This window comes from Litchfieldella anticariensis FP35 = DSM 16096 (assembly GCF_000409775.1).
Classification (GTDB): domain Bacteria; phylum Pseudomonadota; class Gammaproteobacteria; order Pseudomonadales; family Halomonadaceae; genus Litchfieldella; species Litchfieldella anticariensis.
The window spans coordinates 571,056-583,708 of the sequence record NZ_KE332377.1 but is presented as its reverse complement, the minus strand read 5'-3'; the positions used below and the strand labels follow the sequence as shown (position 1 = coordinate 583,708).

Below are 12,653 nucleotides of genomic sequence, written 5' to 3'. Positions count from 1 at the left end.
CCAGGCTTTAACAAGTCTCACTCAGCCACGTGGGGCCAAGACATAAACCGTTTGACCACGCAGCCGAAATGCCTCGCTTATATAAGAAAAATTCTCGGAGTGTCCGGCGAACAGCAGTCCATCCGGTTTGAGCAAGGGAGCGAAGCGAGAAAGAATCTTCGCCTGGGTCTTCTTGTCGAAATAAATCATCACATTGCGGCAGAAGATGGCATCGAAAGGCCCCTTTATCGACCAGTCCGGCGCCAACAGGTTGAGGTTATTCAACTCGACCAACGCCGACACTTCCGGACGCACTCTCGCCAGGCCGATGCGCTCACCGCTTCCCTTGAGAAAGAAACGCTTGACACGAGTTTCATCGAGCTTGCGCACCTGCTCCATGGGATAGATGGCGGCACTAGCCCGCTCCAGAGCATCGGTGTCGATGTCGGTTGCCACCACCCGACTTTCACTCGCACGTGGGCCCAGTGTCTCTAGCAGGGTCATGGCAATGGAGTAAGGCTCTTCTCCTGTCGACGCCGCCGCGCTCCAGATGCGCACCGGCCCCGGCTTGCTGGCGATATGCGAGGCCAGTAAAGGGAAATGATGCGCCTCGCGAAAGAAGGCGGTCAGGTTGGTGGTCAACGCATTGGTGAAGGCCTCCCACTCCCGCGCCGCCGGCTGCCGTTCCAAGCGCGCTATATAATCGCTGAAGTGCGTCATTCCGTGATGACGCAAACGCTTGGCTAGGCGACTATAGACCATCTCGCGCTTATGCTCGGCAAGAACGATGCCGGCGCGTTCGTAAATCAACTGGCGGATACGCGCAAAATCGGCATCCGTCAGTATCAAATCACGCTCGAGCGTGCCGGTGGCCGGCCACTGGGGCCGGCCAACGCTGTCGGGAGGAATACTGCTCAAAACTCCTCCCACTCATCGGCTGTCGTCGCTTTGTGCGCAGCCGAACCACTCAAGGCCTGCCGATGTTGCGACACTTCTTTGGCGTGAATATGCGACGGCTCTTGCGCAATGCGCGGTATGGAAGACTCGGATTGCGAATATTGCGAGGTTTTTTGGCTGGCGACTCTCTTGACACTTTCATGACCACTACCTTGCAGGCGGAATGCCGCGATGGCATTGGCCAGCATCGTGATCTGCGACTCGAGTTCGGCAGCTGCGTGCGCCGATGCCTGAACTCTCGCAGCATTCTGCTGCGTGACCTCATCCATCTGAGTGATCGCTTGGTTGATCTGCGAAATTCCGCCGCTTTGCTCATCGGATGCGGCGGTGATCTCACCCATGATGTCGTTGACCCGTGTCGTTGCCGCCACGACCTCTTCGATGGAGGCCTCTGCTCGCTTGACCAGATCGGCACCGCCGTCGATCTCTTTGGCGGAGCCATCGATCAAGGCTCGGATCTCCTTGGCGGCATCTGAACTGCGCCCCGCCAGATTGCGAACCTCGCCAGCGACCACGGCAAAGCCCCTGCCCTGTTCACCAGCACGAGCGGCTTCCACCGACGCGTTCAATGCCAGGATATTGGTCTGAAAGGCAATAGAATCGATGACGTTGATGATATCGGTCATCTTGCGCGAGCTTTCGGTGATGCGCCCCATGGTCTCCACCACCTGATTCATCAGTTCGCCCGTCTCGCGTACTCGATTGGTATTGTCCACCGCCAGTCCACTGGCCTGACGTGCATTGTCGGCATTCTGCTGTACCGTGGTGGTCATCTGCTCCATGCTTGATGCGGTTTCCTGCAACGAAGCCGCTTGTTGCTCGGTACGCGACGACAGATCCTCGTTCCCCTTGGCGATATCCTGGGCTGCCGGCGTGACCACGTCGACACCGCTATTGACGTTGCCGACGATGCTGGCCAGGCTCTTGCGCATCACATTGAGCGCTCGCATCAGGCGACCGGCTTCATCGTTACGCTGGGCCGGCATCGTAGCCGCCAAGTTGCCGGCAGCGATCTGCAGGGTAAAGTTCATCGATTCACGCAGCGGCTTGAGCAAGGCGCGCATGGTCATGACCCCCAACAGGATCATCACCACCAGGCCCAACGCCAACAATGCTCCTTGGGCCATCAGCATCTGCCGTTGACCGACTTGCGCCTCCTCAGCCATCGCCTGCGCATCGGCCTGCTTGTCAGCAACCAGGGCATTGACCGACTTGGATAGCTCCGCGCCTTCGACCTTCAATACTTCGTTATGGGCAACATAGGCGGCATAGAAATCGCCACTGGCCAGGCTGTCCACCGCAGCGACCAAGCCAGCTTGAATATAGTGATCGAGGCCTTCACCAAAGGCTTCGACCTCGGCCGTCTGGTTACTGGCCCCAGCAGCGAACTGAGCCCAGGCCTCCTCCAGTGACGACACCACTTGCCTGACATCCTCGCCGACCTTCTCGGCATCCGCCGACATAGGGTTACTGACCGGCCGGTCCAGACGCTGCCGTCCCTGAGTCATCAGTTGGTCAATGCGTTGCAGACGTGCCACATCCCCCAAACCCTCTCGATTGAGTTCCTGCAGTCGCTCGCCGGACGCCTGCAAGCCATAGAGCCCCAGGCCGCCACTGGCCGTCAACAGCAATGCCGATATCATCACCATGCTGGCCAATCGCGCTCGCATGGTACGCATGTTCACGCGCTTGAACATGCCGAACAGCCCACGACGCTGCAAGCGTCCACGATTCAGGCGTAGCTGTTTGCCACGACCGTCGCGAATGGCACCATAGGCTTGCTCGGCATACTCGATAGCCTCGCTCTCGGCTTTGATACGAACCGATGCGTAGCCGACGACTTCTCCACTCTCGACGATCGGCGTCACACTGGCATCGACCCAGTAGTGATCGCCATTCTTGCGCCGGTTCTTGACCAAGCCATTCCAGGTTTCACCAGCCTGCAGCGTTTCCCAGAGATTGGTGAAGGCTTCGGGCGGCATGTCCGGATGACGCACCAAGTTGTGCGGGGCGCCTATCAGTTCTTCATGACTGAAACCACTGACGGTAATGAAGGCAGGATTGGCATAGGTGATCCGTCCCTTGAGATCCGTTCGCGAGATCAGAAAATCGTTGTCGTCAAGCGTGTATTCCCGGTGTGTCACCGGCTGGTTGTTGCGCATGTTGCTACCCCCTGCTGAGGCGACTGGCCTTGGTGGCATACAGGCCAGGCCGGTACATTATCGTTTTTAAAAGGATTCCCAATCGTCGTCATTGGTAGGCGAAGTCGTCGGCACCGATGCCGCAGAAGCCTTGCCACCACGCGGTCGTGATGTTCCACCGCCGAGATTGGGCAACCAGCGAGATAGGCTGTCCTCTTCACGACCCTGGGATGACTCGCCCCCTTCGGATTGCGACAGACGGAACTGCGCTACTGCCTCACGCAAACGCGCGACCTCGGTTTCCAGTTCGCTGGCGGCCGACGCCGCCTGTTGCACCAGGCCAGCATTCTGTTGAGTCACCTGGTCCATTTGTGTGATGGCCTGATTGACCTGATTGATGCCGTTACTCTGTTCTTGGGAAGCTGAAGCAATTTCATCCATGATGTCAGTCACCTTCTGCACCGAGGCAACGATCTCCTCCATGGTGTTACCCGCCTGGTCAACCAATGCGGTCCCCGCCTCGACCTTGGCAACGGATGCCTCGATCAGAGCACGAATCTCCTTGGCCGCTTCGCCACTACGACTGGCCAAGCTGCGAACTTCTCCTGCCACGACGGCGAAGCCACGCCCCTGCTCGCCAGCCCGGGCCGCTTCCACAGAAGCATTCAAAGCGAGGATATTGGTCTGGAAGGCGATCGAGTCGATGACCTTGATGATCTCAGTGACCTGGCGGGAACTGCTGCTGATCTCGCGCATGGTATCGACCACGTCACCAACCACCGCACCACCACGGCTTGCTGTCTGAGACGCATTGGCTGCCAACTGGCTAGCCTGACGGGCATTATCCGCATTCTGGCCAACCGTTGAGGTCAACTCCTCCATGCTGGATGCTGTCTCCTCCAGCGAAGCGGCCTGCTGTTCGGTTCGCGAGGACAAGTCATTGTTACCGCGAGCAATGTCCTGAGCTCCCCGATAAATCGACTGACTGCTATTACGAACGGTCCCCACGGTACGCGACAGACTCCGCTGCATATGCGACAGGGAGGCATAGAGTTTGCCAATCTCGTTGTTGCCGTGCGCCTCGATGCGCTCGGAAAGATCACCCTCGGCCATACGTCCAAAATGCCCGACCACCTTGTTCAATGGGCGAATCACATTGACGGTCACGCCCCATAGCACCACAGCGATCATCACGACGGACAGCACCACCACACCGACGATGGCCCAGCGCATTCTAGTGGAAAAGATATCGAAAGCTTGCAGCGCCACTTGCCCAGACTCGCCGGCATGGGGCGCCAGCCTAGCCACGGCATCGTGGCCTTCACTTAGGATATAAACCCCCAAACCGCTCGTCGTTAGAATCAAGAGCGAAAAGGCGGCCAATACCAGCGCCCAACTGACCCTCACCGTCATATTACCGAGTAACTTCACACTGTCCCCTCGCTCTTTCCCTGCGATTGCGTCTGGAACACGCCATCGCCAGACTGGACTAGACATGAGCAGCGCTTGCCGACACATGCCGCTACATTGCTACATCAGGGCCGTATCGTTGTTATTTATATGCCGGGTTATCGGCCAGGCATGAACTTTCTTGAGGGCTCATGCTCCCGATACCCACAAAAAAGCGAGGAAGTGCTTCGCACCCCTCGCCACTGGAAACGGACTCTCACTCACTCACGTGATCGACGATGGCCATCTCCTCGCTGGTCAACAGCTTTTCGATGTCGACCAGCACCAGCATGCGATCCTCGAGACTGCCCAATCCACTCAGATAATCGGAAGAAAGCGTCACCCCGAACTCCGGTGCTGGCTTGATCTGCTCTGGTGTCAATGTCATGACGTCGGAAACGCCATCGACTACGATGCCCACGATACGCTCGCCGACATTGACCACGATGACCACGGTCTGACCACCATACTCGACCTTGTCGAGGTGAAACTTGATGCGCAGGTCGACGATCGGCACGATCACGCCCCGCAAATTGGTCACCCCCTTAATGAAATCCGGTGCATTGGCGATCCGCGTCACATTCTCGTAACCGCGGATCTCCTGCACCTTGAGAATATCGATGGCGTACTCTTCCTCACCCAGCGAAAACACCAGGAATTCGCTGCTATGAGCCTCCACGGCGGCGACACTGGCAGAGTTTGTGCTCGTCATGACGGTTCTACCTCCTTGAAAGGCAGTGGTTTGTTAGACACGGCAGGCAAGCGGGTCTGCCGCGCTTCTTGTTTGGTTCGGCTCAGGCGGTGCATATCGGCAATATCGAGGATCAAAGCGACACTGCCATCCCCCAAAATGGTGGCGGCAGACACACCCGGCACCTTGCGATAGTTGGTTTCCAGATTCTTGACCACCACTTGCTGCTGCCCCACCAGATCGTCGACCAGCAGGGCATAGCGACGGCCTTCACCTTGAACGATCACGGCGATACAGTCGGTCGGCGCGGTACAGGCTTTCTCGACATCCAGGACTTCCTGCACGGCTATCACCGGCAGGTACTCGTCACGCACTTTGAGGAGGATATCGTTGCCCGGCATTGCGTAGAGATCCTCCGCCGTCGGTTGCAACGATTCGAGCACCGCCCCCAGCGGCAAGATATACATCTCCTCGCCTACCTTGATCGACATGCCATCGAGTATCGCCAGGGTCAGCGGCAGTACGATGCGCGTGGTGGTCCCCTCACCGGGACGCGACAGAATCTCGACATGCCCCCCCATGGATTGGATATTGCGCTTGACCACATCCATGCCCACGCCACGACCCGAAACGTCGCTGACTTGCTCGGCGGTAGAAAAACCAGGAGCGAAGATCAATTGCCAGACCTCATCGTCGCTCATGCTGTCGGAGACACTAAGACCATTGGAACGTGCCTTGGCCAGCAACTTCTCACGATTGAGGCCCGCGCCATCGTCAACCACTTCGATCAGGATATTGCCCCCCTGATGCTGCGCCGAGAGTGTCAGCTTGCCCGTACGCGACTTACCGGCGGCTTCTCGAGCATCAGGCGTCTCGATGCCATGATCGAGACTGTTACGCACCAAGTGCGTGAGCGGATCGATGATGCGTTCGGTCAGCCCCTTGTCGAGCTCGGTAGACTTACCTTCCGTAACCAGCTCCACGTCCTTGTCGAGCTTTGCCGCCAAGTCCCTCACCAGACGTGGGAAACGGCTGAACACGTAGTCCATGGGCACCATGCGAATCGACATCACCGCTTCCTGCAGGTCGCGCGCATTGCGTTGCAGAAGGCTCATGCCGTTGACAAGGGCGCCATGAGAAACACCGTCCAACTCACTGGCCGTCTGGTCGAGCATCGATTGAGTGATGATCAGCTCGCCCACCAGGTTGATGATCTGGTCGACCTTGTCTACCGGGACCCGAATCGACGTCGATTCCCCCCCACCGCCCTTGGCATTACTGTTTGCCTTGGGTTTGGTTTTTGCCGCTGGCGGCTTGTTCGCCACTGGAACCGGCGTTTGAGGGTCACCGCCTGACGCTTCCTGCTTGGCATCGCTAGGAGTGTCTTGGGTCTCAGCCACGCTATCGACGACCGCTTGAGCCGGTGCAGCCGTCTGAATCTCGAGCTGCTCGGGTTCGACGATAAAGCACATCACTGCCTCGATATCGCCGCGGCTCGCGTTCGTCTCCAACTCGACGACATAGCGCTTGGCGTCGCCTTGTTGGTCGAGAACCTTGCCAAGATTCCCCAGCTCCTCGACTAGCGTCTCCCGATCCTTTTCACTCACGTCGATCAGGGCCACGGACAATCGTCCACTATCGGCAGCGACATCCGCCGACTTGGAAGCCGCAGGCTCGCTGCTCTCCTCGACAGAAGGCTCGGCATTCTCCTTGGGTTCGACGGCAACCGTGGGCTGAGCGGCACTATCACTACCACCATCCACGCTCTTGCCCATCTCCTCCAGTGCCAGGGTCTGCAAGGTCTTGCAGATTCGTTCGAAAGCTTCGGGGTCGGGTTCTGCACCGTTACGGTAGGCATCGAGTTGGTCGTGCAACATATCCTTGGCTTCCAGAAAGGTGTCGACGATGTCGCGACGCAGCGCCAACTCTCCGCGCCGGGTGTGATCGAGCAGGTTTTCGAGCAGGTGCGTCGTCTGCTGCAACACGTCGAATCCGAAGGTTCCCGCCCCCCCCTTGATCGAATGCGCCGCACGAAAGATGGCGTTGAGCTGTTCGGCATCCGGCTCGTCAATGTCCAGCTCGAGCAGGTGCCGCTCCATGTCGCCGAGGAGCTCTTCCGCCTCTTCGAAGAATGTTTCGTAGAAATCGCTGATATCCATGCTCGTTCCCGCGATGATGGTGGTAGTGTCCGGGTCAGCCGCCCAGCATGATGCTGCTCATTCGTCGGTGACGCCTTCCTTCAACCCCTGGGTGAACTGTTCGATAGGGGTCTGCGGCAGCGTCTCCGATAACGGCGAGCCCGCCGGCGAAGGCACCGCACCACTCGGCAACCCTTGTTCGGAGAGGATCTGCCGTGCTGCTCGCCTGTCGAGCACGACCACGGCGATACGGCGGTTCACCGGGGCGCCGGGGTCGGTTGCGGCCAGAGGCACGCGCGCTCCCAAGCCCGCCACCCGCAGCAGCTTGTCGGCATCCAGCCCGCCGGCGACCAACTCGCGACGCGATGCATTGGCACGGTCGGTGGAGAGCTCCCAGTTGCTGTAACCTCGTTCTCCCCCCGCATAGGGGATGTCGTCCGTGTGGCCACTGATGCTGAGCGAGTTGGGCATCTCATTGAGTATCGGCGCAATGGCCCGCAGCAGGTCCCGCATATAAGGCTCCACATGATCGCTACCGAGTTCGAACATCGGGCGCTGTTCGGTATCCACCAATTGAATGCGCAATCCTTCGGGCGTCATATCGAAACGCATCTGGGCCTTCATGTCGCGAAGCTGGGGGTCGCCCTCGATCAAGCTTTCCAGACGACGTTGTAGATTGATGAAGGAGCGCTGCTCGTCACTGGGGCGGGTTTCAGAACGCAGATCAATGCGCATGCGCTCTCCGTCGGTATGTACCGGATCCGGCCCGCCTCCGGGAATCGCACTGGTGCTCCCTGTGGTCTTGTTGCCACCGACGACGGCGGACGCCAGCGGAGTGCGAAAGTACTCCGCCACCCCTTCGAGCTGCTCCTGACTGGCCGTGGAGAGAAGCCACAACACCAGGAACAGCGCCATCAACGCCGTCATGAAATCCGCCAGGGCAATTTTCCAGGCACCGCCGTAATGGCCTTTGACGACTTTCTTGCGCTTGATGATGATCGGGCGGGAGTTCTGACTCATGCGCCCCCCGTACCAGTGCCCTTCGCCGAGCGCACATGCTCCTCCAACTCATCGAAGGTTGGACGCTCAGTGGTATGCAAGGCCTTGCGTCCAAATTCCACCGCCAGCTGGGGGGCATAACCATTCAGGCTTGCCAGCAGGGTCACGCGGATGCAATGCAGCATCTTGACCGCTTCGTTGACCTGGCGGTCGACACGGCTGGACAAGGGATTGACGAAGCCATAGGCCAGCAGGATGCCAAGGAAGGTACCAACCAAGGCATGAGCGATCATCAAGCCCATTTGCTCGGCCCCCTGATCGGCAGAGCCCAATGCCTTGATGACCCCCATCACGGCCGCCACGATGCCAAATGCAGGCAGGGCGTCGCCGACCTTGGCCAACGCATCGGCTGGGATATGGGCCTCATGCTCGAAGGCCTCGATCTCATGCATCATGAGCTCGTCTATCTGATGCGGATCCATATTGCCGCTGATCATCAGACGCAGATAGTCGGTCAGAAAATTCATGATCATGGGATCGTTCTGAATTTTCGGGTATTCGGAAAACAATGCGCTGTCCTGGGGGTTGTCGACATCGCGTTCGATGGCCAGCATCCCATCGCGTCGCGCCTTGGTCAGCAGCTTGTATTGCAGCGCCATCAATTCCATGTAGGTCGCCTTGTCGTACTTGGCCGTGCGCTTGAGCTTGGAAGCAGTACGCAAGGTTGCCATGATGGCCTTGCCGTTGTTGGCAGCAATGAAAGCCCCCATCGCCGCACCGCCGATCACTAGGAGCTCCGAGGGCTGATAGAGTGGCCCCAGGTGACCGCCGGAAAGGGCAAAGCCGCCGAATACGGAAAAGGTCACAATGATGAATCCAATGGGTATCAACACAGCCAGGTTCCCTTCGTTGACGCGTATGAGAGGCACACAGTGCCATCACCTGTACAAGGTATCGGCCAGCGAAACCATAACTTGAGGGTCTCCAGGGGAAATTCTCACCCCCTAACCGCAAGCGCCTCCATCAAGCCAGATTGATGGAGGCGCTGCGAGACAGGGGACATCATCTTCAGGGAATTCAACCCACCGCGACAGTGGCCGCTGTAGCAGTTGGCAAGGCGTTTGCCGCCGCAACGGCTTCACGCCGTTTGCGTGTCTTGCCCGCACGAGAAGGGGGCTGACAAATGCCACATACGAAATCGTGGCAAGGGGTATGAGCATGAGCCACGAAATGCCCGCTACAACTCGTACACTTGGACAGCTCGAGCATGTCGCTCTCGAAAAAGCGCACCAAGGTCCAAGCGCGGGTCAACCCCAGAACGGGCTCCGAGTCATCGAGTTGCATCTGCTCAAGATACAACCTGAAAGCCTTGACGAAACCCTCCATGCGCTCGCAGCCCTGATCTTCCACCAGACGGCGATAGATGTTGTAGAACAATGACGAGTGAATGTTAGGCAGCCAAGTGACGAACCAATCAGTGGAAAACGGCAACATGCCTTTGGGGGGCGACATGCCGCGCACTTCCTTGTAAAGCTTGATCAAGCGTGCTCGACTTAGATCGGTCTCGGTTTCCAATACCTGTAAACGAGCTCCCAGCTCGATGAGCTCAATGGCCATCTGCACTTGCAGCATTTCGCTGACGAGACTCTTGTCTGCCATCACCTACCTCCCCTGACCAGCAGCGAGGCTCATCTCGAGGCTCGATGAGGAGGCCATCAATAGCGCTGCATGGGTCTGCGACAGGCCTTGTTCGCGCTGATTGTGGGTCAGCTTCTTGAGTTGATCGGCATCCTCGTAGCACAGACGGCACAACAATTGGTTGGTCCGCGAGAGTTTGCTGAGCTGCTTGGCTGAGAGAGAAGCCAGCAGATCCGCCATTGATTCGCTGATCTTGAGACGGAAAATAGCAGTTGATCGATCCTCATTCAGCAGACGCTGCACGAGGAGCAGATACGAAAGGTTAAGATCCTGGATCTCATCCAGAACGCTATCTATTTGCATTGGTCAATCCCTGCGTTATTCGCGTTGCGAAGGAGGCTCTATAGGCCTCTGGTTTATTGTTGTACCCTTCAATTAGTGGTTCTGTTTATTCGACCACTTTCATTTAACACACATTGTGAGACTTTTTTATGAAAGGAATCAACATCTCTTTTCGTCAACGTCAGTAGGACGATTGACCCAGGCATCTAGGGTCGAAGGGTACTAACTGTTATTTATAACAGTCATTTAGCCTCCTATAGCGATCATCATGGATCGTTTATTGCTCATGAACCGCCTCTCAACGATACAATTAGACACAAAATACCACCAAAAGACACGATCCCGATTACGATTCACTGGCATCGCCCTCGGGTGCAAGTTCATAGACCCATACCAGCAATTCGGCAATCACCTGATAGAGCTGCGACGGGATACGTTCGTCTATATCGAGCTGCATCAGCAAGGCCACCAACTCCGGCGCATCATGTACGTAGACCCCTTGACGACCAGCCTCGGCGACGATGCGATCAGCCAATTCGCCGTACCCTTTGGCGAGAACCTTTGGCGCCTGATCCCCCTCTTGATAAGCCAATGCCACTGCCTGGCGGCGCCCTCTCGGGTGTGACGGACCATCACTCATAAGGTATTTCCCTCCGACACGGCCAGATTCACTCGTAGTGCCACTTCCTCGAACCCACATCGTGTCAGTCGACTCTTGAGTTCTGCTTGTCCTTGCTCCAGACGCATCACGACCGGTGTCGACTCAGCGGTCAACGTCAGCGCTAGTCGCTTCTCCTTCAAGCGCAGCGACACACCAATCGACCCCAGGCTTGCCATCCGGAGTGTCAACTCCGAATGCCAGGCAGGGTCGTTTTCCTCCCTCTCGTCATCACTACCTCCTTGTTGTTGGGAGCGGTGGTGCGAGAGAGCCTCCTCCGGCACATGAATCATCAAGGCCATGAAGATCCCCGACCACACGTCACCCTCCCAACGCAATACAGGTGTCACCAACATTTCCAACTGATGGCGCACGATCCCCTGCAGAGCATCGCTGATAGGGTCAGCGGGTAACGACGTCATGGAGGATTCGATACTCGTGCCAGATGGCACGCTGAATGATACCGGCGTTGGCGGCGTTGGCGTCATCGGCCCTCCCGGCACCGATGACGCCACAGAGGGCGCAGAGCCGCCAGGTGCTTGAGTCCCACGACCCACCGCCGTCCCTGGGCCACCAAGCCCCTGTGAGGTCACGGCAACACCATTGGAAGGAGATTCTCTCGACGACATCACTGCACCAAACATAGGGATATGACCCATTCTCGGTGACAATATCGTCGTTTGCGGCGCCCATGGCACTGAAGGAAATCCCTCCAACACAGGGCGAAGAGGCCCCGTTAGAACAGGCTCGTTAACCGACGAACGCAGCGCTTGGGTTCGCCACATCTGTGGTTCATGCTCAAGCGCCTGACGTGGGTACCCACCTCGAAACCACTTGCTTACGTGGGACTCGTAGAACACGCCACTTTCGCCAATGCTGGCCTGCAGGCGCCCAGCCAGTACGGGAGCCGATGGCGGTGACTCAACAACCGGCATTAGAGGGGAGACTGGCTTGATGACCGAAGGCGGGGCGGGAAACTTGACCAGAATATCGGCGATGGTGGTAGCAGCGGGGCTGAAATGGGTGCTGGTCGAAGGAGGCGGCATGCCCTGGGAAGGCTGCGCAGCCCCTTGCTGCTGCGGCAAGCCCTTGGGCACCGCTCCGGCAAGCGGCGCCAAGGGAGGCTGTCGAGCATCGAGACGCGAGTCACTATGCAGTGCTCGCAATGCATCGGCAGGATTCAGCGGTTTGACCGGTTCATTGAGAGGCCGCTCTACAGGAATATCGACCCGCTTGCCCAACACCTGGTGCAACAGAGTATCGAGAATCGGCGTAATACCACTCACGTTCGGCCTTTAGGCAGATGGCTGACCTTCCCCAACGGACGATAAGCACGATTCAAATCACGCTTACGTTGGGAAACCCCAATCAATTCACTCAAGGCATCGCGACGCTCGACTAGGCGCTGCCGTATTTCCATGTCCTGCTCGAGAATCTGCTCGAGTAATTCTGCCTTACGCTCCTGCTGAGTCACATCCAAGGACAGTCCCGGATCGAGTTTCGACAAACGTTCGACCTCGATGACATAACGAGATTCCTCGTTGACCAGAGAATCCCAGTCCTCCAGACGCGCCCATTCAAGCATACGATTGGAACGCTCCCGCAAGCTCTCGTATGCGTCGAGAACCTGCTCCTGCGTCATTGGCTGGATTGCCGCCATG

Annotated in this window: 12 protein-coding genes; all 12 read right to left on the bottom strand. The window is 57.8% G+C overall.

Features of this window, described 5'->3' with window-relative positions:
• Positions 1-21: 21 nt before the first annotated feature.
• Positions 22-897, bottom strand: coding sequence for a CheR family methyltransferase (locus L861_RS02665; protein ID WP_016415009.1), 876 nt, complete (start codon positions 895-897; stop codon positions 22-24).
• Positions 894-3,098: a methyl-accepting chemotaxis protein gene (locus L861_RS02660; protein ID WP_016415008.1), complete on the bottom strand. Its 2,205-nt coding sequence runs from the start codon at positions 3,096-3,098 to the stop codon at positions 894-896. The genes L861_RS02665 and L861_RS02660 overlap by 4 nt, the downstream gene beginning before the upstream one ends.
• A 66-nt stretch (positions 3,099-3,164) precedes the next feature.
• Positions 3,165-4,490 carry a methyl-accepting chemotaxis protein gene (locus L861_RS02655; protein WP_016415007.1) on the bottom strand — a complete coding sequence of 442 codons (1,326 nt, stop codon included), beginning with the start codon at positions 4,488-4,490 and terminating at the stop codon, positions 3,165-3,167.
• Positions 4,491-4,743: 253 nt separating this feature from the next.
• Entirely contained in the window at positions 4,744-5,238 is a 495-nt protein-coding gene (gene cheW, locus L861_RS02650; protein WP_016415006.1) for a chemotaxis protein CheW, read from the bottom strand.
• Positions 5,235-7,376 (bottom strand): chemotaxis protein CheA, encoded by a 2,142-nt coding sequence (gene cheA / locus L861_RS02645; RefSeq protein ID WP_016415005.1) that lies wholly within the window; start codon positions 7,374-7,376, stop codon positions 5,235-5,237. The genes cheW and cheA overlap by 4 nt, the downstream gene beginning before the upstream one ends.
• Before the next feature lie 57 nt (positions 7,377-7,433).
• Positions 7,434-8,375 carry a flagellar motor protein MotB gene (gene motB, locus L861_RS02640; protein ID WP_016415004.1) on the bottom strand — a complete coding sequence of 314 codons (942 nt, stop codon included), beginning with the start codon at positions 8,373-8,375 and terminating at the stop codon, positions 7,434-7,436.
• Positions 8,372-9,247 (bottom strand): flagellar motor stator protein MotA, encoded by an 876-nt coding sequence (gene motA, locus L861_RS02635; protein ID WP_016415003.1) that lies wholly within the window; start codon positions 9,245-9,247, stop codon positions 8,372-8,374. The genes motB and motA overlap by 4 nt, the downstream gene beginning before the upstream one ends.
• A gap of 184 nt (positions 9,248-9,431) precedes the next feature.
• The gene (flhC, locus tag L861_RS02630) at positions 9,432-10,013 is read right to left on the bottom strand and encodes a flagellar transcriptional regulator FlhC (RefSeq protein WP_016415002.1); all 582 of its coding nucleotides are present in this window, start codon (positions 10,011-10,013) and stop codon (positions 9,432-9,434) included.
• A gap of 3 nt (positions 10,014-10,016) precedes the next feature.
• Positions 10,017-10,355, bottom strand: a complete 339-nt coding sequence (gene flhD, locus L861_RS02625; protein ID WP_016415001.1) for a flagellar transcriptional regulator FlhD — start codon at positions 10,353-10,355, stop codon at positions 10,017-10,019.
• Positions 10,356-10,680: 325 nt separating this feature from the next.
• On the bottom strand, positions 10,681-10,974 hold the full coding sequence (locus tag L861_RS02620; protein WP_016415000.1) for an EscU/YscU/HrcU family type III secretion system export apparatus switch protein: 294 nt from the start codon (positions 10,972-10,974) through the stop codon (positions 10,681-10,683).
• Positions 10,971-12,278, bottom strand: a complete 1,308-nt coding sequence (gene fliK, locus L861_RS23990; RefSeq protein ID WP_081645760.1) for a flagellar hook-length control protein FliK — start codon at positions 12,276-12,278, stop codon at positions 10,971-10,973. The genes L861_RS02620 and fliK overlap by 4 nt, the downstream gene beginning before the upstream one ends.
• Positions 12,275-12,652, bottom strand: a complete 378-nt coding sequence (locus L861_RS02610; protein ID WP_236617036.1) for a flagellar protein FliT — start codon at positions 12,650-12,652, stop codon at positions 12,275-12,277. The genes fliK and L861_RS02610 overlap by 4 nt, the downstream gene beginning before the upstream one ends.
• Position 12,653 lies beyond the last annotated feature (1 nt).

Bases quoted from the DNA above. Each gene is read 5' to 3' on its own strand.
- L861_RS02610 (WP_236617036.1), bottom strand. From the start codon at position 12,652: ATGGCGGCAATCCAGCCAATGACGCAGGAGCAGGTTCTCGACGCATAC.
- flhC (WP_016415002.1), bottom strand. From the start codon at position 10,013: ATGGCAGACAAGAGTCTCGTCAGCGAAATGCTGCAAGTGCAGATGGCC.
- L861_RS02655 (WP_016415007.1), bottom strand. From the start codon at position 4,490: ATGACGGTGAGGGTCAGTTGGGCGCTGGTATTGGCCGCCTTTTCGCTC.
- flhD (WP_016415001.1), bottom strand. From the start codon at position 10,355: ATGCAAATAGATAGCGTTCTGGATGAGATCCAGGATCTTAACCTTTCG.
- cheW (WP_016415006.1), bottom strand. From the start codon at position 5,238: ATGACGAGCACAAACTCTGCCAGTGTCGCCGCCGTGGAGGCTCATAGC.
- L861_RS02660 (WP_016415008.1), bottom strand. From the start codon at position 3,098: ATGCGCAACAACCAGCCGGTGACACACCGGGAATACACGCTTGACGAC.
- cheA (WP_016415005.1), bottom strand. From the start codon at position 7,376: ATGGATATCAGCGATTTCTACGAAACATTCTTCGAAGAGGCGGAAGAG.
- L861_RS02620 (WP_016415000.1), bottom strand. From the start codon at position 10,974: ATGAGTGATGGTCCGTCACACCCGAGAGGGCGCCGCCAGGCAGTGGCA.
- motB (WP_016415004.1), bottom strand. From the start codon at position 8,375: ATGAGTCAGAACTCCCGCCCGATCATCATCAAGCGCAAGAAAGTCGTC.